Source organism: Streptomyces lavendulae subsp. lavendulae (assembly GCF_002803845.1).
Lineage (GTDB): Bacteria > Actinomycetota > Actinomycetes > Streptomycetales > Streptomycetaceae > Streptomyces > Streptomyces lavendulae.
Map to the genome: position 1 here is coordinate 2268245 of NZ_CP024985.1, position 20809 is coordinate 2289053.

Here is a 20809-nt window from a genome sequence, read left to right on the forward strand (position 1 = left end):
GGATTCCTGACGTTGACAAACGGAGCAGTGCTCCGCCTACGATTCGGAGCAGTGCTCCGGATTCTTCCGGATTCTATCGGGACGGGGCGCCGCCTTTGGCGTGCACGGAACGGAAGGTCGGGGGAAGGCCATGGGAACGAAGACGATGCGGGCCGTACGCGTACACGCGTTCGGCGGCCCGGAGCAGTTGGTGTACGAGGAGGTGCCGCGGCCGGCGGCGGGACCGGGCGAGGTGCTCGTACGGGTCCACGCGGCCGGGGTCAACCCGGTCGACCGGTACGCGCGCCAGGGCTTCACCGTGCTGCCGGAGCCGCAGCGCCCGCAGTGGCCGCTGCCGTACGTCCCGGGCTCCGACGTCTCCGGCGTGATCGTGGAGACGGGCGCCGGGGTCACCGGGTGGCGGGCCGGGGACGAGGTGTTCGGCCTGGTCCGCTTCCCCGGCCGGTCCTCGGCGTACGCCGAGTACGTGGTCTCCCCCGCCGGGAGTCTGGCCCGCAAACCGGCCGCGCTGGGGCACGCGGAGGCCGCGGCCGTGCCGATGGCGGGGCTGACGGCCTACCAGTACCTCTTCGAGCACGTGGAGGTGCGCGGGGGCGACACGGTGCTGGTCAACGGCGCCGCGGGCGGAGTGGGCCACTTCGCCGTCCAGCTGGCCCGGACCGCGGGCGCCGGGCGGGTCGTCGCGGTGGCGTCGGGGCGCCACGAGACCTTCCTGCTGGGCCTCGGGGCCGACCGGTTCCTGGACTACACGCGCACGCCCGTCGAGGAGGCCGTACGGGACGTGGACGTCCTGATCGACGCCGTCGGCGGCCCGGACGGCCACCGCCTGCTGCCCGTCATGCGGCGCGGCGGCCGCATCGGCGCGGTCTTCCCCGGGGAGTACCACGCGGAGCGCGCCGCCGACAGGAGCCTGACGACCGGTGTCTGGCAGGTGCGCCCCAGCGGGGAGCAGCTGGCGGAACTGGCCCGGCTGGCGGACTCCGGCGGGCTGCGGATCGCCGTCGAGGAGGTCTACCCGCTGGCCGGGGCCGCGCGGGCGCACGCCCGCGCCGACCGGGGCCACCTCCAGGGCAAGATCGTCCTCGCCGTGGCTCCCGCGTAGGGCGGGCCCGGTCAGGGCGGGTCAGGGGCGGGTCAGTTCGACCAGCTTGGCGACGGTGTTCCAGTTGCGGGTGGTGACGTCCAGGCCCTTGACCACGGCCGGCCGGGCGAGCGCCTCGGCGAGCTTGGAGCGGCCCAGGCCGTCCGGCGCGTAGAGGTAGAGGACCCGGTCCCCGAGCCGGTACTCCTCGGGGAGGTACGCGGGGCCGTCGAGCGCGGCGAAGCGCTCCGGGCCGGGCTGCGCGGAGAAGAAGGTCGCGTGGAGCTGCCTGCCCTCCAGCTCGGCGGCCGGGAAGGGACAGGCTCCGGCCACGGCGGCCAGGTACTCCCCGTCGACGACCAGGCAGGGCACGCGGAAGCCGAAGTGGCCCTCGATCGCGGCCTCCAGGCCCCGGGCGAGGGCGTCCGGGTCGCCCTCGGCGCTGCTGAACACGGCGTTGCCGCTCTGCAGGTACGTCTGCACGTCACCGTGGCCGAGGCCCTCCAGGACCGCGCGCAGCTCGGCCATCGGGACCTTCTTGTTCCCACCGACGTTGATGCCGCGCAGCAGCGCCGCGTACTTCTTCTTCGTCACGGGCTTCGTCACGGGCTTCGCCGTCGGCTTCGTCATGGGCGCACCCTAAGCCCCGCCTGTGACAGTGCCTCCTCGACGAGGTCGGCGGCCTGCCGCGTCCCGCCCTCGGCGGCCGTCGCGGCCCGGGCGGCCTCGGCGCGGACGGCGGTCCCGGGGTCGGCGAGCAGGCCGAGGACGGCCGCGCGCAGGGCGCTGGCGTCGGCCCGCTCCATCGGGAGGTGGCGGGCAACGCCGAGGGAGGCCAGCATGTCGGCGTTGCCGAACTGGTCGACGGCCTGGGGGACCGCGACCATGGGGGTGGCGGTGGCGAGGCCCTCCTGGCTGCCGCCCGCGCCCGCGTGGGTGATGAAGGCGTCGGCCTGGCGCAGGATGTCCAGTTGCGGAACCCAGCGGTGGACCTCGACGTTGGCGGGCACCTCCCCCAGTTCGGCCTCGTCGGTGAACTTCCCGATCTGGAGGACCACGTACCAGTCGGGGAGGTCGCCGAAGGCCTTGATGCAGGCCCGGTAGAAGGCGGGCTGCTTGGTGAAGGTGGAGCCGAGGGAGACCAGCAGCAGCTTCCTGCCCCGCGCGGCCTCCGGGCGCCGCCAGGTGCCCTGGGTGGCGCTGCGGTCGCCCTGGCAGGCCCCGACGAACGTGTACACGTCGGGGTCGACCCGGTCGGCGTGGGGCTGGAGGGCGCGCGGGATGAGGACGATGCTGCGGGGCGGGCGGCCGACGAACCGGTCCGGGTCCTCCTCGATGCCGTTCTCCCTCAGCCAGGCCTCGAAGCGGGCGTAGTAGGCCCTGCCGCGCCCTGAGGCGCGCAGTGCGGCGGTCATCGGCGCCGCGACCTCCTCCTCGTAGCCGTTCCAGGCCACGAGGTTCGGGGAGAGGGAGATCGCGGGGACGCCCCAGCGGCGGGCCAGGACGATCGCCGGGTAGACGGTGATGTCGTGCAGGACGAGGTCGGGCTCGTCCCCGTCGAAGGCGGCGGCGAGCTGCGGGAGCGCCTGGACCGCGTCGTTCAGGAAGGGCTCGATCTGGTCGATGAGCTCGCTCCCCCAGGCGTCGGGGTCGTCCTCGGTGGGCAGGGTGGAGTTCCAGATCACCGGGGTGGCGCCGGTCTCGGCGACCTGGTCGGCGTAGGGGGCGGGTACGGCGTAGCTGACCCGGTGACCGCGGGCGACGAGTTCGCGGATCACTTCGATGCTCGGGTTCACGTGGCCTGCGGACGCGATGGAGAACATGGCGATGTGGGCGGGCTTGGAGGGGGTCATGCATCCGACCATAGCGAGACGATACGTCTCGTGCAACCAACTTTCCGGAGCCCGCCCCACCGGATGACCGCGACCCGTCGGGGGGCGCGCCGGGGATGCGAGACTGACCCCCGGTCGGTCCCGATCCGCGGAGATCCGGACCCCCACGATCCGGCGCGGCACGAGAGGGCGGAACGAACGGCATGGACGAGGCGCGGGCCAGGGACGTACTGACGGAGGCCGGCCTCACCGGACGGGCCGAGCTGCTCGCCTTCGGGGAGAACGCCGTCTTCGCCGTCGACGGCCTCGTGGTGAAGGTGGGCCGCGAGGCCGGGCTGCTCGCGCGGGCCGAACGGGAACTGGCGGTGGCGGGCTGGCTCGCCGGAGCCGGCGTCCCGGCGGTGCGCGCGGCCGAGCCCGCGCCCCGGCTGGCGGCCGGTCACCCGGTGACCCTGTGGCACCGCCTCCCCGACGCGGTCCGGCCCGCCGGCCCCGAGGACCTCGCGGCCCTGCTGCGCCCGCTGCACGCCCTGCCCGCGCCGCCCTTCGCCCTGCCCCCGCGGGACCTGCTGGACGGAGTGGAACGCTGGCTGCGGCTCGCGGGCGACGCCGTCGACCCCGAGGACGCGGCGTTCCTGCGGGCCCGGCGCGACGCCTACGCGGACGAGGTGGCCGCGCTCACCCCGCACCTGCCCCCGGGCCCCATCCACGGCGACGCCCTGCCCCGCAACGTCCACGTGGGCCCCGGCGGACCGGTGCTGGTGGACCTGGAGACCGTCTCGGCCGACCTGCGCGAGCACGACCTCGTCGTGATGGCGCTCTCCCGGGACCGGTACGGCCTGCCCGCGGACGCGTACCGGGCCTTCACGGACGCCTACGGATGGGACGTACGGGAGTGGGAGGGCTGCGCGGTGCTGCGCGGCGCCCGCGAGACGGCGAGCTGCGCCTGGGTATCCCAGCACGCACCCTCCAACCCCGGCGCCCTGGCCGAGTTCCGTCGCCGGGTGGCCTCGCTGCGCGAGGGGGACACGGAAATGCGCTGGCACCCCTTCTAGCACTGCCGTATCAAGTCACTCGTGAAACTGCACCTCACCGTCCACGACGCCCACCCGGGCCGGGACTCCTTCAGGGTGGTCCGCCCGGCCCGCCCCCCGGCCCACGCCGAACTCCTCGACGACTCCTGGTACCTGAACGCCTACCTCGACCGGGAAGCCGCCCTCCTCATGGCCGGGCTGTGGACCCTGGCCGCCTCCTCGACGCGCACGCTGGTCCACCTGCCCCTGCGCACGGCCGGGGGCAGGACGCCCGGGGACCGCGCCCTCGACCTGGTCCTGCTGCACCACTCGCTCCGGTTCGCCCCCGCGCACTGGAAGCGGCTGCGCGCACGGCCGGGACCGGGACGGCCCCGCACGGTGGACCTGCGCCCGCCGGAACCGCAGGAGGACCCGGACCGGACGTACCCGCGGCACGCCGACGACCGCGACCGCTTCCACCAGCACATCCACGCCGAGACCCTGTTCCTGACCGGCAGCGCGCCGCTGTTCCGCCGCGCCGCCGCGCTCTTCCGGGACGTGGCCCGCAGCGGCCCGGCGCACCCGCGCACCTCCGCCCGGCACGGCCACTACTGCCGCGAGGTCGACTGCGGCATCCGCTTCCGCGGCCTCCACGTCCAGTACGCCGACCCCGCCGAGTTCAGCCCCGCCGCGGGATGAGCGGCCAGGCGGGCTCGACGACCGCCGCCGGGTCCGTGGTGCGCCGCAGGTACGCCTGGAGCGAGACGGACTGCTCGGCCGCCGCCCGGACCTGGAGGGCCTGAAGGTCCGCCAGGGGCATCAGCCCCACGGGCCGGTGCGTCTCCCCCAGCCGCCGCACCACCCGGGCCGCGGCCACCGCGTCCGCCCTGGCGTCGTGCGCGTCGTCGAGGGCGACCCCGTAGTGGGCGCACAGCGCGTGCAGGGCCCGCTTCCCCTTGCGGTACTTGTCCACGTGCTTGTCGATCACCAGCGGATCGATGACGGGCGACGGTACGCCGCCCAGCCGCTCGCTGAGCGACTCGACCCCGTGGCGCCGGCACTCGCGGTCCAGCAGGGAGAGGTCGTAGCGCGCGTTCATCACCACCAGCGGACGCCCCGCGCCCAGCCCGTCGGCCACGGCCCGCACGATCTCCTCGACGGCCTCGGCGGCGGGCACCCCGTGCGCCCGGGCGTGCTCCGTGGAGATGCCGTGGATCGCGGACGCCTGCTCGGGTATCCGCACCCCCGGGTCGAGCAGCCAGGTCCGCTCCCCCGAGACGGTCCCGTCCGGCCCCAGCCGCACCACCGCCGCCGTCACGATGCGGTCGGTCTCGACGTCGGTCCCCGTCGTCTCCAGGTCGAAGGCCACCAGCGGCCCGCTGATCCAGCTCATCACCCGGCCGCCGTTCCGGCGCCGGCCTCGAACCGTGTTCCCCCGTGCCACGCCTCCATGACGCGCCCTCCCCCGTGTATCGGTCAACGCGTTTCAGCCTGCCACGCGGCACTGACACACCGGAGGGCGGGGCCGCCACGGCCGGATCCGGCGCCGGATCCGGGCCCGGGCCGAGACCCGGGCGGCCCGGCGGGACGCCGTCAGGACACCGGCCGGGAGTCCTCCCAGACCGATTCGAACTCCTCCCGGTAGGTCGGGAAGAGCCCGTGCTCGGAGTCCTTGCGCCCGCCCCGGCCGCCCCCGCGCAGGACCAGCACCGGAGCCTCCATGCCCCGGGCCCGCCGCAGGTACGACTGGACCACCGCGATCCCCGAGGACTCCCCCTCCACCAGGTAGGCGGTGAAGCGCGGGGTCTCGTCGAAGACGTGGATGTCGAAGCACGACGGGTCCTTCAGCCCCGCCCGGACCCTGCGTACGTGCAGGATGTTCATCTCCACCGACCGGCTCAGCTCGCCCTTGCGCAGCCCCAGCTCCCGCTCGCGCCGCTTGACCGCGCTGCTCGCCGGGTTCAGGAACAGCAGCCGCACCCGGCAGCCCGCCTCCGTGAGCCGGACCAGCCTGCGGCCGGAGAAGTTCTGCACCAGCAGGTTCAGGCCTATCCCGATGGCGTCGAGCCGTCGCGCGCCGCCGAACAGGTCCTCCGCCGGAAGCATCCGCTGGAGCCGCACCCGGTCCGGGTGGACCGAGATGACGTCCGCGTACCGGTCGCCGACCAGGTCCTCCACCGCGTCGATCGGCAGCCGGTCCGCCGCCGGGCTGCCCGCCCCGGCCCCCAGCACCTCCAGCAGGCGCGCCGAGGCGCGCTCCGCCTGCTCCAGCACCGGCCGCGACAGCGCCCGGTTGCGGGAGACCACGTTGCGGGTGACCTCCAGCTCGTCGAGGGCCAGCTCGATCTCGCGCCGGTCGTCGAAGTACGGCTCGAAGCACGGCCAGTGCTGGACCATCAGCTCCCGCAGCTGCGGCAGCGTCAGGAAGCTCAGCACGTTGTCGTCGGCCGGGTCGAGGAGGTAGCCCTTGCGCCGGCTGACCTCGCGGACGGCCACCGCCCGCTGCACCCATTCCTGCCCGGCCGGCCCGGCGGCGGCGACCACCCAGTCGTCCCCGCCGTGCACCGGCTCGTAGACGGGCCGCAGCACGGCGCCCACCACGGATCTCAGCCGCTGTTCGATCAGATTCAGCCAGATGTACGCACGGCCCGCGCGCTGGGCCCGCGTACGGACCTCGCTCCACGCCTCCGCGCCCCAGTCCAGCTCGGCCCCGGCCCGTACGTCCCCGGCCGTCGGCGGGGCCAGCGACACCGCCCCGGCCGCCACCGTCCCGGCCGCGCCCCCCGGTGCATCCGCCGGGCCACCCTCGTGACCGCCGTCACCAGGGGGCAGCTCCAGACCTCCCGAGCTCACCCGTGCACCGCCTTCTGCGTCTGGACGCCCGTCTCCAGTGATCACGGAAGGGTACTCCGCGCGTGCGGCCCGACGCAGCCCGAAGCACCCCGGGACGGTCCCACGCCCCGTGCTCCGGCCCCCCGTTGACCCATTATGTGATGCCCGGACAGTCGGGTGACCCGCATATCAGCTCTCCGGGTCACCCGTCAGGAGCATCGCAAGTCCACGCGTGCGGCCCCTCTTTCGGGGAAGATCTGGCATTGACGTGACCGACGCCGGATCAGCCGGACCAGGATGGGAAGAGCGTTGTCTATGCAGGTCTGGCCGGGACAGGCGTATCCACTGGGTGCCACCTATGACGGCGCCGGCACCAACTTCGCGGTCTACTCCGAGGCCGCACGACGCATCGAGCTGTGCCTGCTGCACGACGACGGCTCGGAGACCGCCGTCGAGCTGCGCGAGACGGACGCCTTCGTGCGGCACGCCTACCTGCCCGGAGTGATGCCCGGGCAGCGCTACGGGTTCCGGGTGCACGGCCCGTACGAGCCCGAGCACGGCCTGCGCTGCAACGCGGCGAAGCTGCTGCTCGACCCGTACGCACGGGCCATCAGCGGGAAGATCGACTGGGGCGAGCAGGTCTACGGCTACCACTTCGGCCGGCCCGACTCCCGCAACGACCTCGACTCGGCCCCGCACACGATGAGTTCGGTCGTGGTGAACCCGTACTTCGACTGGGCCAACGACCGCCCGCCGCGCCACGAGTACCACCACACCGTCCTCTACGAGGCGCACGTCAAGGGCCTGACCATGCGTCACCCCGACCTGCCGGAGGAGCTGCGGGGCACCTACGGGGCCCTCGCCCACCCGGCGGTCATCGGGCACCTGACCAAGCTCGGCGTGACGGCGCTGGAGCTCATGCCGGTGCACCAGTACGTCAACGACCACCGTCTGGTCAACGACGGACTGAGCAACTACTGGGGCTACAACACCATCGGCTTCTTCGCCCCGCACAACGGCTACGCCTCGGGCGACCGGGGCCAGCAGGTGCTGGAGTTCAAGTCGGCGGTCCGGGCGCTGCACGAGGCCGGGATCGAGGTGATCCTGGACGTGGTCTACAACCACACCGCCGAGGGCAACCACCTGGGCCCGACCCTGTCCTTCCGGGGGCTGGACAACGCCTCGTACTACCGGCTGGCCGAGGACCCCCGCCACTACACGGACACCACCGGAACCGGCAACTCGCTGCTGATGCGGTCCCCGCACGTGCTCCAGCTGATCATGGACTCGCTGCGGTACTGGGTCACCGAGATGCACGTGGACGGCTTCCGCTTCGACCTCGCGGCCACCCTGGCCCGGCAGTTCCACGAGGTCGACCGGCTGTCCTCGTTCTTCGACCTGGTACAGCAGGACCCGGTGGTCAGCCAGGTGAAGCTGATCGCGGAGCCCTGGGACCTGGGCGAGGGCGGCTACCAGGTGGGCAACTTCCCGCCGCTGTGGACCGAGTGGAACGGCAAGTACCGCGACACCGTACGGGACCTGTGGCGCGGGCAGCCGCGCACGCTCGCGGAGTTCGCGGGCCGGCTGACGGGCTCCTCGGACCTCTACCAGGACGACGGGCGGCGCCCGCTGGCCTCCATCAACTTCACCACCTGCCACGACGGTTTCACCCTGCACGACCTGGTCTCGTACGACGAGAAGCACAACGAGGCCAACCGCGAGGGCAACCGGGACGGCGAGACCCACAACCGGTCCTGGAACTGCGGAATCGAGGGGCCGACCGAGGACCCGGAAGTCCTGGAGCTGCGCGCGCGGCAGATGCGCAACCTCACCGCCACCCTGATGCTGTCCCAGGGCGTGCCGATGCTCAGCCACGGCGACGAGTTCGCGCGCACGCAGGGCGGCAACAACAACGCCTACTGCCAGGACAACGAGCTGTCCTGGGTGACCTGGCCCGAGCCGGGCAAACCGCCGCCCGCGCTGCTGGAGTTCACCCGGCGGATGGTCTGGCTGCGCCGGGACCACCCGGTGTTCCGGCGGCGGCGGTTCTTCCACGGGCGGCCGGTGGAGGGCACGCACGACGAACTCTCCGACATCGCGTGGTTCACCCCGCACGGGGAGGAGATGCGGGCCCGGGACTGGCAGGCGCAGCACGCACGGGCGCTGACCGTGTTCCTCAACGGCGAGGCGATCTCCGAGCCGGGCTCGCGCGGGGAGCGGATCACGGACGATTCGTTCCTGCTGATGTTCAACGCGGGCGCCGATCCGCAGGACTTCACCATCCCGGCGGGGCACGGGGCGCGGTGGCGGCTGGTCGTGGACACGGCGCGCGCGGAGGTGCCGCCACCCGATACCGGGCCGCAGTTCGCGGCCGGGGACCGGGTGGCCCTGGCGGGACGGTGCCTGGTCGTGCTTCAGCGACCGGCGTAGGTGCCGCCCGGGGCGGCGGCGGTCGGCTCGGCGGCGGCGTCGGGGGCTGCGGAGGCGGAGGCGGTGTCGGAGGCTGCGGAGGGCGAGGCGCCCCGCGGGGCCGGGACGGCGGGCCCGGCCGCTTCCGGGCGGCCCGAGGGCACCGTGGTGACCAGCGCGAGCGTCAGGCACAGCGCGGCCGCCCCCACGGCCACGGCGAAGGCCCCGGACGGGCCGTAGGCCTCGGCGAGCCGTCCCGAGACGGCCAGCGCGACGGCCTGTCCGGCCACCAGGGAGCTCGCCGCGAAGGCCATCGACTCGGCGAGCCGGGCCGGCTCGACCACGCGTTCGGTCAGTGCGAAGGCGGTGATCAGGTGCGGGGCGTAGGCGGCGCCGAGGACGGTGACGACCACGTACAGCGGCCAGAGGCCGTCGGTGAACAGCAGGGGCGTCGAGAGCACCAGGGCGGCGCCGGTGGCCGCCCGCCAGCGCGTCCGCAGCCCGAAGCGGGCGGGCAGCGCACCGAGGGCGAGGCCCGTCACGGCACTGACGACGCCCATCATGGCGTAGACGACCCCGGCCTGGCCGGGCACGCCCAACTGCGCGGTGAGCGAGGCGATGCCGGCCTGGCAGGCGCCGAACATGGCGCCCTGGAGGGCGAGGGAGCCGCGGACGGCGTGGACCACGCGGGGGTGGCGGACCCTCCCCCGCGCGCCGCGCGCCCGTGCGGGCGACCCTGCCGTGACGGCGGCGGTCGGGTGCAGGGCGTAGGCGGCGCCGAACACGGCGACCAGCGTGGCCGCGCCGCCGAGGGCGACGGCCGGGTGGGCGACGAGCGCGGCGAGTCCGACGAGAGCCGGGCCGAAGACGTAGGAGATTTCGTCGAGGGTGCCCTCCAGCGAGTGGACGGCGCTCACGACGCTCTCGTCGGACTCCGCCCGGTGCGCGAGCGCGACGGAGCGGGTCCGGGCGAGCGGTCCGATCAGCGGGACGGAGGCGCCGGTGACGGCGCCGATCGCGGCGAGCGGGACGGTCGCGAGGCCGCCGAGGGCCCCGGCGACGAGCCCGGCGGCGGCCACGGCGTTGACCGCGGCGGCGCAGAGGACGACGGGCCGCTGCCCGTGGCGGTCGGCGAGCCGGCCGAGGACGGGCCCGAAGACCACCTGGCCGGCCGAGAGGGTGCCACCGACGATGCCGGCGGTGGCGAGGGAGCCGCTGGTCTCGGCGACCAGCAGGACGCTCCCGAACTGGGACATCGCGACGGGCAGACGGGCGAAGAAGGAGAGGAGGGGGAGCAGGGGCCCGGTCAGGGCGATGACTCTTCGATAGGTCTTGAGGGTTCCAGCCACCCGATCGACATTAACGCGGCGCAGTCACCCGGATGCATCGGGTCATGGCACGGAATCGCGTGGGCTGGGTACGTACGTTCTCATGACCATGCAGTATTCAAGCAGTCAATCGGAATCTGACGTTCCGAAACCCGTCGTCCCCGCGTCGACCTACCGTCTCCAACTGGGCCCCGCGTTCCCGTTCGCCGCGGCCGGAGCAGCCGTACCGTACCTCGCCTCGCTCGGCGTGTCACACCTGCACCTCTCCCCCGCACTGGAGGCGGTGCCCGGCTCGGCGCACGGCTACGACGTCACCGACCACACCCGGGTGCGGGCCGAGCTGGGCGGGGAGGAGGGCCTGCGGGCGCTGGCCGCGAAGGCCCGGGCGCACGGGCTGGGACTGGTCCTGGACATCGTGCCGAACCACATGGCGGTACCGGACCCGCTGCGCCTGAACCGGCCCCTGTGGGAGGTGCTGCGGGAAGGGCCGCGCTCCCCTTACGCGCGCTGGTTCGACGTCGACTGGGAGGCGGGGGACGGACGGCTGCTGCTGCCGGTGCTCGGGGAGCCGCCGCGGACCGACGGCTTCCGCGTCGATGCGGGCACGGAGCTGCTGCGCTACGCGGAGGGCGGCACCGAGCGCGAGTTCCCCCTGCGGGCCGGCACGGCCGGGCTGCCGCTGCCGGAGCTGCTGGCCGCGCAGTGGTACCGGATCGCCTGCTGGCGGGAGGCCCGCACCGCGCTGAACTACCGCCGCTTCTTCACCATTTCGGGCCTGATCGGGGTGCGGGTCGAGGACCCCGGAGTCTTCTCCGCCACCCACACCAAGGTGCTGGAGCTGGTGCGCGACGGGGTGCTCCAGGGGCTGCGCGTCGACCACGTGGACGGGCTGGCGGACCCCGAGGGGTACCTGCGGCGGCTGCGGGAGGCGGTGGGCGGGGACTGCTGGGTGGTGGTGGAGAAGATCCTGGCCCGCCAGGAACGGCTCCCTCCCGGCTGGCCGGTGGCGGGCACGACCGGCTACGACGCCCTGCACCGCGTCGACGGACTGTTCGCCGACCCGGCGGGCACGGCGGAACTCGCCCGGGCCTACGCCGGTGCCACCGGCCTGCCCTCCTGGGAGGAGACCGCCGCGGCGGCGGCCCGGGAGGTGCTGACCGGCGACCTGGCCGCCGAACTGGCTCTGCTGGAACGCCTGGCCGGGCCGGAACTGGCTCCGGCAGTGCGGGAGTTGCTGATCGGCTACCCGGTGTACCGGCCCTACCCGGGCGGGGCGGTGGCCGAGGGGGCGGCGGGGGTGAGCGGCCTGGACGGCGTACGCGAACTCGTGCTGCGGGACCCGGCCTTCGGGGCCCGCTTCGCCCAGACCTCCGCCGCCCTGCGCGCCAAGTCCCTGGAGGACCGCGCCTTCTACCGCTGGGCCCCCCTGCTGTCGGCCACCGAGGTCGGCGGCGAGCCGGGCGCCCCGGCGGTGTCGGTAGCGGAGTTCCACGCGTACTGCGCGGAGCTGGAACGGGACTGGCCCGCCACGGGGACGGTGCTGTCCACGCACGACACGAAGCGGAGCGCGGACGTCCGCGCCCGCATCGCAACCCTGTCCCAGGCCCCGGGGGCGATGGCGGTGACCGGGGGTGCGGGGGGCTCAGGCGGCTCGGGAGGCTCGGGAGGCTCGGGAGGCTCCGGCGACCCCCAGCTGGCGTGGGTGGCCCGGCAGAGCGCCCTCGGCCTCGGAGACGCCCCCGACCGGGAAGCCCGGCTGGCGGCGGCCCTGCTGAAGGCCGCCCGGGAGGCCGGGCTGCGGACGTCCTGGACCGACCCCGACGAGGAGTACGAAGCCGGCATCGCGGACCTGGTACCCGGGGAGGCGGCGGGGCTCCCCGGGCACCTGACGGAGGCGGCCCGCGCCAACGTCCTGGGCATGACCCTGCTGCACCTGACGATGCCGGGGGTGCCGGAGGTCTACCAGGGCTCGGAGACCGAGTACCGGGCGCTGGTGGACCCGGACAACCGCCGCCCGGCGGCGTTCCCGCGCGGCGCCCTGGCCGCCCTCGACGCGGGCACCGCCCCGCAGGGCCTCGCGGCGGAGAAGCTGGCGCTGACAGCGGCCCTGCTCCGGCTGCGCCGCGACCGGCCCGCACTGTTCACCGGCTACACCCCCCTGACGGCCTCCGGCCCGGCGGCCGACCACTGCGTGGCCTTCGCCCGCTCCGCCGACCTCGTCGCGGTGGCCACCCGGCTCTCCCACCGCCTGGCGGAATCGGGCGGCTGGAACGGCACCACCCTGAACCTGCCCCCGGGACGGTGGCGAGCCGCCCACGGGACCCCGGGCGGGGGCGCCCACGAGGGACGGGTGGAACTGGCGAACCTCCTGACCGACCTGCCGGCCACGGCCCTGATCCGGGTGGGGTAGGGGCGGGGTCAGGGGCAGGATCCAGCTCGGTCCGCATCGGAGAAGGTTTGGGGGTTTCCCGTCAGTCTCATCGTCTCTCCGCGTCGGGCCGGCCCGTCAAGGGCGCTCCTTCGTCGCGTCGCTTCGCGATGGCCTTCGGCCACCCTTGACAGCCCGACCCGCCCCGGAAATCCGAAGACTGCCGGAAACCCCCCAAAAGAACGGTCCACGGGGATGAGGGGGAGGAGCGGGCATCGCAGCGACGCGAGACCCGCCTGCGCCCAGTCCCCCTTTCCGGCGCCGAAAAGCCATCGGCCCGAGGCCAGGGGCGGCCCAGACCACCCGACACGACGACCAGAGCGGCCAACGGGCCCCAGGGCGCCTCAGATCGCTACGCGCTGCGCACGGCATAGCGTCCGGCCGCCGTCTGGGGCCGGACACAGGCCGCCCATGGCCATGAGTCTCTGTCCCTCACGCGAGCGCGGGTCGTTTGTCCCTTTTGGCGGGCTGGATGGGCCTCGAAGCGGCTGTGGTCGCGCCTCTCGGACTCTGCGGACGACTTTGTCGTCCGCAGAGTCCGAGACGTCCAGCCACAGGCGGGCAGCGGCCGCTAAGCCGAGTGAAGCGCGTAGCGATCCGATGCGCTGGGGCCGGGGAGGAGCGGTTGGACGATCTGGTCTCCGTGTCATGTGGTCTGGCTGCCCCCCGGCCCGGAATCTGAGGGAAATGGGCCCGCATCTCGGGTCCACCCAGACGGGGACGGCATGGGCATCTGCGAGGTACCCGCATGCCCATGGGTTCCTCCCGGCCGTTTCCCTGGGGGCTTCCCGACAGTCTTTGGCATTCCGGGACGGGTCGGTCTGTCAAGGGTGGCCGAAGGCCATCGCGAAGCGACGCGACGAAGGAGCGCCCTTGACAGGCCGGCACGGCACGGAAGGACAGTGGACTGGCGGGACGCCCCCAGCCCTTCCCTGATCCCGGCCAAGGGTGCACCGCCCACCCTCGGCCCCGCCCCGCCCCGCACCTCCGGCGCGGCGATGCGGCTCAGGGCGCCCTCGGGGCTATCTCTTGACGGAGACAACCGACTCGCCGGGAGTACGCCATGGGCCTCATCCACATCGAGCTGTTCGCGACCCTCGACCTCGTCGGGCAGGCGCCCGGCGGGCCCGACGAGGACCCGGTGGGGTTCCCGTTCGGCGGCTGGCAGGCGCCGCTGCTGGACGAGGTCGCCGGGGCGCAGGTCGGTGCCGCGTACGAGGGCACGGACGCCCTCCTGCTCGGCCGGCGCACGTACGACATCTTCGCCGCCTACTGGCCGCACCAGCAGGGCGGCGAGGACGGCGACATCGCGGCCCTCTTCAACAGCGTCCCCAAGTACGTGGCCTCGCGCGGCAGGCCCGACCTCTCCTGGGCCGGGTCCACCCAGCTGGGCCCGGACCTGGCCGGGGCGGTGCGCGAGATCCGTGACCGGCACGAGCACGTGAAGGTCGTCGGGAGCCTGGACCTCGTGCAGACCCTGCTGCGCGAGAAGCTCTTCGACCGGCTCGACCTCTGGCTGCACCCGATCGTGCTCGGTGTCGGGAAGAAGGTGTTCGACGGCGGGGCGGTGCCCACCAACGTCAGGCTCCTCGAACCCCCGGCAGCCAGCCCCAAGGGCACCGTGTACCTGCGCTACGGGCTCGCCGACGGCACGCCCGCGACGGGGGACATGAGCGCACCCGACCGCGGCGTCGCGGGCACCGGCTGAAGCCGCCCCGGCCGGGCACCGGTCCGGTCACGGTGGTCAAGGAGGACTGGCAGACGGGCGGAGGTCGATCCGGCCGCCGGCCCCCTCCGCAAGGCTTTGGCCAGGGCTTTTGGTGGAGATTCGGACCGGCGGGAGCAGTAGGGGGCGTGCGGGGCGGGCATGGCATCCCTTGTGACCCTCCTCCGTGACATGCGCTACCCCACCCCGCAGGAACTCGCCCTGGCCGCCCGGGCGCTGGTGGACGAACACCCCGGCCGGGCCGGGCTCCGGCAGGCCGGTGCGTCCCGGGCCGGACGGCCGCTGTGGCTGCTCTCCGTCAGCGGGCGGGGCGGCGGCACGCGCCCGGTGCTCGTCGTCGCCGGGGCCCATGCCAACGAACCCGTCGGCGGGGCCACCGCCCTGGAGCTCGCGCGGCGGGTGATCCGGGACGGCGGCGGCGGGGCCGACTGGCACTTCCTGCTCTGCGCCGATCCGGACGGCGCCGACCTGCACCGCACCCCGCGCCCCCGCTCGCTGCTGGACTACCACCGCAACTTCTTCCGGCCTCCCGGTCCCGAACAGCCCGAGTGGGCGCCGTCCTTACTCACCCCGGACCGGCTCCCGCCCGAGACCCGCGCACTGACGGCCCTCCTCGACGAACTGCGCCCCGCCCTCCAGGTCTCCCTGCACGGCACGGACCTCGGCGGATCCTGGGTACAGCTCACCCGCGACGTCCCCGGCCTCGCCGAGCCCTTCGCGAAGTCGGCCGCCGAGCTGCGGATCCCGGTGGAGACGGGGGCCTCCGACGCGGCCGGCTGGATCTCCCCCGGTCCCGGGATCTTCGTGATGCCGGAGACGGGGACCGGGCCCGCGGGGGCGTTCCATCCGGAGGACACCCGGCTGAGCACCTGGTGCCACGCGGGCACGACGGCGATCGTCGAAGTCCCCATGTGGGCCTCGGACCTGGTGGACGACCCCGCCCCGCACCCGGACCCGAGGGGCGCCCTGCGGATGCTGGCGGGCCGGCTCGCCGAGGACTCCGGGCGGGTGGCCGGCCTGCGCTCCGGCGCCCGGGGCGCCGACCCCGGGTCCGCCGCGCTGCTGCGCGCCGTGGACTGGACGCTCGGGCTGATCCCCCGCATCACGGCCGAGTGGACGGGGGCCGGGGCTCCTGCCGAGGCCACGGCGGCGGCGGTCGGCAGCATCGACGCCTTCGGACGCCGGCTGTCGCTGCGCGCCGCCGCGATGCTGCTGCGGGTGCTGCGGACCCAGGGTCATCCGGCGGCGCCTGGCCTGGACCGGCTGGTGACGGGGTGGTGCGAGGAGTTCGCGGCCCGCTTCCAGGCCCGCTGGGTCCCGGTGGCCACGCAGGTGGAGCACCAGGCCCGGACGGTCCTCGCCACGTACGAGCGGCTCTAGGCCGGGCCGGGGGCGCGACCGGCCCCGCCCGTCACGAGCGGGGCCGGTCGGCGGTCAGGCGCCCCACCCCCGGGCGACGACGACCGCCACACAGGCGATCCACGCGACCGCCCCAAGGGTCACGGCCACCGCCGCCCACCTGCCCCCGCGCACCCGGTCCCGGTACCCGCCGTCGTCGCTCACCGGACCCGCTCCACGACGGCGACCTCCGAGAACTCCCTCACGAACGTGATGTGCCCGGTGCGGCCCGTGTGCGCGATGCACATGTCCGTGCACGCGTCCGCGGAGCCGGTCGGCGCCGAGCCCCACCGGCAGTCGGGGTGCAGGCACCGCGCGGTGGCCGTCGTCTCCGCCGAGGGGTGGCGCCGCATGACGTAGCTCATGTACCGGAACACCGCCCTCACCGCGTCGCCCCGGACGTGTGCGGGTGGTTCGCCAGCTCGGCGTTCTGCACCGAGACGGCGGACAGGTTCCCGACCGCCCAGGCGAGCCTCCTGGTCTCCGCCAGCGCTTCACAGACCCCGCACCCGGGGGTCGGAACCGGCTCCAGCGGGTCCTGCGGGTGTGGACGTGTGTTCGCGCCGTACACCGCCGCTCCTCTCCGTAGTCGTTCCACTACCAAGGAGCATCAGGGTGGCCTAGGGTCGAGGAACCCTTCAAGTAATCACCAGAGAAGGAAGAGTTGAGCTAGCCATGGTCAACCGCAAGGAGCTCCGCCCCGAGAGCAGCCCTGCAGCCGCCTACGGAGCACAAGTACGCAGGTCGAGGGAAGCCCGCGGGTGGAACCAGGAGGACCTGGCCACACGGATGGGTTGCTCAAGTCAGCACATCTCGGCGGTCGAAACTGCCCGCAAACCGCCAACCCTTCCGTTCTCACGCAAGGCTGACGTCGTCTTCGGGACCGCCGGGAGCACTGATTCCTTCGAGCGCGAGTGGCGCAACATCCGGCACGGAAGCCTGCTGGAGGGCTTTCCGGAGTACGTGGTCCACGAGGGGCGGGCGGTCGAGCTGCGGCTGTTCGAAATCGGCATCGTCCCGAGTCTGTTGCAGACATCGGAGTACGCGCGGGTCCTGGCGGACAGCGCCGTGCAACGAGGAGCCATCACGCCCGAGCAGGCCGCCGAGCGGGTCTCCTTCCTGGCACAGCGACAGGCGGCACTGGAACGGGCCCGTCCACCCATGGTGTTCGTCGTGATGGACGAGAGCTGCATCCGTCGGCCCGTCGGCGGGTCCGAGGTCATGGACGCGCAGCTGGAGCGGCTCGTTGCGTTCGCCGCGCACCCCGCCACCATGCTCCAGGTGGCGCCGTACGACATTGGCGAGCGTCGCACGTTCGACCTCCCGGTCAACCTGCTGACGCTCCCCGACCGGTCCGTCGTCGCGTACGCCGAGTCTCAGGCGCAGGGACACCTGGACCGGGAAACGGCATCGGTGTTGCCCATGCTGACGGCCTACCATCAACTACAGGCTGAGGCGCTGTCGCAGGCGGCATCTGTGGCCATGATTCGCGAGTTACGAAAGGGCACCCCGTGACCACCTCGTCCGATTCCACCCGCTGGTTCAAGTCCTCGTACAGCAACAACGGCGGCAACTGCGTCGAGGTTCGCGGCGACCTCGCCATCACGCTCGGTGTCGTCCCCGTCCGCGACTCCAAGACCCCCGGCGGCCCCGTGCTGAACGTGACCTCCGGAGCGTTCGCCACGTTCGTGGCCGGCGTCAAGGCCGGAGCCCACGGGACGGTCTGACCGTCCCCGGCCCCGCCGCTCCCCGACGGGAGTGCCGGGGCCGGTCCGTGCCCGGGGGCGTCAGCCCGCCGGCCAGGCGTAGCGGCGCTTGGGGTGGGAGGCCGCGCCGAGGCGGTCGTAGAACCTGATCGCCCCTTCGTTCCAGTCGGGGGTCTGCCATTCGACGTGGCCGAGGCCCCGTTCGCGGGCGAGGTCCGCCACCGCTGCCATCAGGGCGGCGCCGAGGCCGTGGCCCCGGGCGTCCTCGGCGAGGTAGAGGCAGTCCATGTGGAGGTAGGAGCGGGCGTCCCAGAAGGCGAACTCCTCCGAGCAGGCGGCGTATCCGGCGACCTGCCCGTCCGGGGTCTCGGCCAGCAGCACCCACAGCCGGGGGTCCTGCGCGAAGAGCCGGGGGCCGAGGCGGTCGGCGAGGCCGGGCGGGCGCGGCGCGGACCGCTCATACGCGACGTGCTCGTGGATGAGTTCGACGAGGCGCGGCAGGTCAGCGGGGCGGGCGGGACGCACGGTGGGCGTGGGATTCATGGGCGCCATCCTCAGGCCTGCCCCGTGGCCGGGGCCACCCCGGGTCCCGGGGCCCACCGGCCGGCCGCTCACTCCGACGAGAGCCGAAACGTCATCCGTCCGAAGCCGATCTGGTCGCCGTCGCGGACCACGGCCGAGCCCGTGACGCGGCGGCCGTTGACGGTGGTGCCGTTGGTGGAGCCGAGGTCCTTGAGGATCCAGACCCCGTCGCGCAGGCTCAGCTCGGCATGCGCGCGCGAGACCGTCTCATGGCTGAGCCGCAGACCGTTGCCGGGGTCGCGGCCGATCCGCAGAGCCCCCGCGCCCGGGTGCGGGAACAGCAGCCGGGGCAGCCGTTCCGCCTGCCAGGCGCGCCGTACTCCGGCGGACACGGCCGAGGCCCGGCCGACCCAGCCGAACAGCCGACTGGTCCAGGCGGCTTCGGCGCCCTGGCGGGTGTGCAGGTCGGCGGTGAGGACGGCGAGGTCCTCGGCGCGCCGGGCGACGAGGGCGAGTTCCATGCGGCGCAGGAAGGTGTCGTGCGACAGCTTCCCGAGGGCCGCGCCCTCCCTGAGCTGGCCCAGCGCCAGGTCCCGCTCCTTGTCGGACAGGCGTGGGGCGGGGAAGGCGGGGAACTCGAAACTCGACGTCACAGGGTGATTGTCGGCCCGTCGGGTGCGGAGTGTCCAGAACTCCCCCGGCGGGCCCGGAATGATGGGCACGATTACGCATGCTGGACACCGCCGGAGACGAGGGGACCGTCCGTGCAGTTCGAGGTGTGGGCACCGCTGACAGGTCGGGTCGCCATGCGACTGAACGACGCAGACCACGAGATGACACCCGATCCGGGTCCGGACCGCGCGGGCTGGTGGACCGTAGAGGCCCCGGCGGCCGACGGCGACCGGTACGGGTTCCGGCTGGGCGACGACCCGGTGGTCCGCCCGGACCCGCGCGGGCGGCGGCTGCCGGACGGCCCCGACGGCCTCTCGGCGGTGGTCGACTTCGGGCCGCTCACCCCGGAGGGCCCCGCCCCGCGCACCCCGTTGCAGGACGCGGTCCTGTACGAGCTGCACATCGGCACGTTCACCCCCGAGGGCACCTTCGACGCGGCCGCCGCCCGGCTCGGGCACCTCTCCTCGCTCGGGGTCACGCACGTGGAGCTGATGCCGGTCTGCCCCTTCCCGGGGCGGCACGGCTGGGGGTACGACGGGGTCGCGCCGTGGGCGGTGCACGAGCCGTACGGGGGCCCGGCGGGCCTGGCCCGGTTCGTGGCGGCGGCGCACGCGGCGGGGCTGGGGGTGGTGCTGGACGTGGTCCACAACCACCTGGGCCCCTCCGGGAACCATCTCCCGTCCTTCGGCCCGTACTTCACCGACACCCACCACACCCCCTGGGGCGCGGCGGTGAACCTCGACGCGCCGGGCTCCGACGAGGTCCGCGCGTACCTGACCGGCAGTGCGCTGGCGTGGCTGCGGGACTACCGGATCGACGGGCTGCGGCTGGACGCGGTGCACGCGCTGGCCGACGGGCGGGCGCTGACGTTCCTGGAGGAGCTGGCCGCGGCGGTGGACGAGCTGGCGGTGGAGACGGCCCGGCCGCTGTTCCTGATCGCGGAGTCCGACCAGTGCGACCCCCGGCTGACCACGCCCCGTACGGCGGGCGGGCTGGGCCTGCACGCCCAGTGGAACGACGACTTCCACCACGCGTTGCACTGCTCGCTGACCGGTGAATCGCAGGCGTACTACGCGGACTTCGCCGAGGCGCCGCTCGGGGCCCTCGCCAAGACGCTGACCCGGGCGTTCTTCCACGACGGCACCTGGTCCTCCTTCCGGGGCCGTACCCACGGCCGGCCGGTCGACCGGCGGCGCACGCCCGCGCACCGGTTCCTCGGGTACGCGCAGACCCACGACCAGATCGGCAACCGGGCGCTGGGCGACCGGCTCGGCGCCTCCCTCTCCCCCGGGCTGCTGGCCTGCGCGGCGACGCTCGTACTGACCGGGCCGTTCGTGCCGATGCTGTTCATGGGCGAGGAGTGGGGGGCCCGGACGCCCTGGCAGTACTTCACCGACCACCCGGACCCGGAGCTCGCGGAGGCGGTGCGCACGGGCCGGCGACGGGAGTTCGCGGCGCACGGCTGGAAGGCGGAGGAGGTCCCGGACCCGCAGGACCCGGCGACCCGGGAGCGGTCCTGCCTGGACTGGTCGGAGCACGGGGAGGCGGCGCACGCCCGGCTGCTGGACTGGTACCGGACCCTGGTCGCGCTGCGCCGGACGCAGCCGGACCTGCGCGACCCGGACCTGGCCGCGGTCCGGGTCGCCTACGACGAGGAACGCCGCTGGGTGACCTTCCGGCGGGGCGACGTCCGGGTGGCGGTGAACATGTCGCCGGAGCCGGTGACGATCGCGCTGGGCCGCAACGGGGTGCGGGTGCTGGCCGCCTGGGAGCCGCTGGAGCACCCGGGGCCGGACGGGCGGATCCACCTGCCGGGCGAGTCGGCGGTGGTGCTGGGGCCGTAGGGGTCGGGGCGGTCGTGG

General features: G+C 74.0%; 20 protein-coding genes. 10 read left to right on the top strand and 10 right to left on the bottom strand.

The window, feature by feature from the left end:
- Window positions 1–130: 130 nt before the first annotated feature.
- Window positions 131–1102: an NADP-dependent oxidoreductase gene (locus SLAV_RS09500; RefSeq protein WP_030234633.1), complete on the top strand. Its 972-nt coding sequence runs from the start codon at window positions 131–133 to the stop codon at window positions 1100–1102.
- Window positions 1103–1123: 21 nt separating this feature from the next.
- Here SLAV_RS09500 and SLAV_RS09505 read toward each other — a convergent pair whose 3' ends face one another.
- Window positions 1124–1711, bottom strand: a complete 588-nt coding sequence (locus tag SLAV_RS09505) for a DUF1697 domain-containing protein (protein WP_051841183.1) — start codon at window positions 1709–1711, stop codon at window positions 1124–1126.
- The gene (gene mgt, locus SLAV_RS09510; RefSeq protein WP_030234638.1) at window positions 1708–2946 is read right to left on the bottom strand and encodes a macrolide-inactivating glycosyltransferase; all 1239 of its coding nucleotides are present in this window, start codon (window positions 2944–2946) and stop codon (window positions 1708–1710) included. The genes SLAV_RS09505 and mgt overlap by 4 nt, the downstream gene beginning before the upstream one ends.
- 170 nt (window positions 2947–3116) lie before the next feature.
- Between mgt and SLAV_RS09515 the strand changes: the two genes are divergently transcribed.
- Together SLAV_RS09515 and SLAV_RS09520 are read left to right on the top strand one after the other, a co-directional pair.
- Window positions 3117–3968 carry a phosphotransferase enzyme family protein gene (locus SLAV_RS09515; protein WP_030234639.1) on the top strand — a complete coding sequence of 284 codons (852 nt, stop codon included), beginning with the start codon at window positions 3117–3119 and terminating at the stop codon, window positions 3966–3968.
- A 21-nt stretch (window positions 3969–3989) separates the two neighbouring features.
- Window positions 3990–4625, top strand: a complete 636-nt coding sequence (locus SLAV_RS09520; protein WP_030234642.1) for a hypothetical protein — start codon at window positions 3990–3992, stop codon at window positions 4623–4625.
- Here the strand turns inward: SLAV_RS09520 and SLAV_RS09525 are convergent.
- Complete coding sequence (locus SLAV_RS09525) at window positions 4606–5319, bottom strand: 3'-5' exonuclease (protein WP_030234644.1); 714 nt, start codon at window positions 5317–5319, stop codon at window positions 4606–4608. The genes SLAV_RS09520 and SLAV_RS09525 overlap by 20 nt on opposite strands.
- Before the next feature lie 200 nt (window positions 5320–5519).
- Window positions 5520–6779 carry a DUF5919 domain-containing protein gene (locus SLAV_RS09530; protein ID WP_030234647.1) on the bottom strand — a complete coding sequence of 420 codons (1260 nt, stop codon included), beginning with the start codon at window positions 6777–6779 and terminating at the stop codon, window positions 5520–5522.
- Window positions 6780–7073: 294 nt separating this feature from the next.
- Between SLAV_RS09530 and glgX the strand changes: the two genes are divergently transcribed.
- On the top strand, window positions 7074–9188 hold the full coding sequence (gene glgX, locus SLAV_RS09535; RefSeq protein WP_030234650.1) for a glycogen debranching protein GlgX: 2115 nt from the start codon (window positions 7074–7076) through the stop codon (window positions 9186–9188).
- On the opposite strand, the gene SLAV_RS09540 is transcribed toward glgX, so the two are convergent.
- Window positions 9173–10516: an MFS transporter gene (locus tag SLAV_RS09540; RefSeq protein ID WP_078950484.1), complete on the bottom strand. Its 1344-nt coding sequence runs from the start codon at window positions 10514–10516 to the stop codon at window positions 9173–9175. The genes glgX and SLAV_RS09540 overlap by 16 nt on opposite strands.
- Before the next feature lie 88 nt (window positions 10517–10604).
- On the opposite strand from SLAV_RS09540, the gene treY reads away from it, so the two are divergent.
- The 3 genes from treY (at window position 10605) to SLAV_RS09555 (ending at window position 16029) form a co-directional block, all read left to right on the top strand.
- Entirely contained in the window at window positions 10605–12905 is a 2301-nt protein-coding gene (gene treY, locus SLAV_RS09545) for a malto-oligosyltrehalose synthase (RefSeq protein WP_051841188.1), read from the top strand.
- A gap of 1081 nt (window positions 12906–13986) precedes the next feature.
- A complete protein-coding gene (locus SLAV_RS09550) occupies window positions 13987–14631 on the top strand; it encodes a dihydrofolate reductase family protein (RefSeq protein ID WP_030234656.1) in 645 nt (214 codons plus the stop codon).
- Window positions 14632–14802: 171 nt separating this feature from the next.
- Window positions 14803–16029 carry a M14 family zinc carboxypeptidase gene (locus SLAV_RS09555; RefSeq protein ID WP_030234658.1) on the top strand — a complete coding sequence of 409 codons (1227 nt, stop codon included), beginning with the start codon at window positions 14803–14805 and terminating at the stop codon, window positions 16027–16029.
- Window positions 16030–16083: 54 nt separating this feature from the next.
- On the opposite strand, the gene SLAV_RS43115 is transcribed toward SLAV_RS09555, so the two are convergent.
- Genes SLAV_RS43115 through SLAV_RS09565 form a run of 3 tightly spaced genes read right to left on the bottom strand, consistent with a single transcriptional unit; the run spans window position 16084 to window position 16618 of the window.
- A complete protein-coding gene (locus tag SLAV_RS43115) occupies window positions 16084–16212 on the bottom strand; it encodes a hypothetical protein (protein WP_256462236.1) in 129 nt (42 codons plus the stop codon).
- Window positions 16209–16412 carry a DUF7848 domain-containing protein gene (locus tag SLAV_RS09560; RefSeq protein ID WP_158740761.1) on the bottom strand — a complete coding sequence of 68 codons (204 nt, stop codon included), beginning with the start codon at window positions 16410–16412 and terminating at the stop codon, window positions 16209–16211. Before SLAV_RS09560 ends, SLAV_RS43115 begins: the two co-directional genes overlap by 4 nt.
- 17 nt (window positions 16413–16429) lie before the next feature.
- Complete coding sequence (locus SLAV_RS09565) at window positions 16430–16618, bottom strand: hypothetical protein (protein WP_030234664.1); 189 nt, start codon at window positions 16616–16618, stop codon at window positions 16430–16432.
- A gap of 104 nt (window positions 16619–16722) precedes the next feature.
- Between SLAV_RS09565 and SLAV_RS09570 the strand changes: the two genes are divergently transcribed.
- Together SLAV_RS09570 and SLAV_RS09575 are read left to right on the top strand one after the other, a co-directional pair.
- Complete coding sequence (locus tag SLAV_RS09570) at window positions 16723–17562, top strand: helix-turn-helix domain-containing protein (protein ID WP_100660849.1); 840 nt, start codon at window positions 16723–16725, stop codon at window positions 17560–17562.
- Entirely contained in the window at window positions 17559–17774 is a 216-nt protein-coding gene (locus tag SLAV_RS09575) for a DUF397 domain-containing protein (RefSeq protein WP_030234667.1), read from the top strand. The genes SLAV_RS09570 and SLAV_RS09575 overlap by 4 nt, the downstream gene beginning before the upstream one ends.
- Before the next feature lie 60 nt (window positions 17775–17834).
- Here the strand turns inward: SLAV_RS09575 and SLAV_RS09580 are convergent, their stop codons facing one another.
- Both SLAV_RS09580 and SLAV_RS09585 read right to left on the bottom strand, forming a co-directional pair.
- Window positions 17835–18296: a GNAT family N-acetyltransferase gene (locus tag SLAV_RS09580; RefSeq protein WP_030234669.1), complete on the bottom strand. Its 462-nt coding sequence runs from the start codon at window positions 18294–18296 to the stop codon at window positions 17835–17837.
- Between the two features lie 68 nt (window positions 18297–18364).
- Window positions 18365–18928, bottom strand: a complete 564-nt coding sequence (locus SLAV_RS09585; RefSeq protein WP_030234672.1) for an FHA domain-containing protein — start codon at window positions 18926–18928, stop codon at window positions 18365–18367.
- A gap of 111 nt (window positions 18929–19039) precedes the next feature.
- On the opposite strand from SLAV_RS09585, the gene treZ reads away from it, so the two are divergent.
- A complete protein-coding gene (gene treZ, locus SLAV_RS09590; RefSeq protein ID WP_030234673.1) occupies window positions 19040–20791 on the top strand; it encodes a malto-oligosyltrehalose trehalohydrolase in 1752 nt (583 codons plus the stop codon).
- Window positions 20792–20809 lie beyond the last annotated feature (18 nt).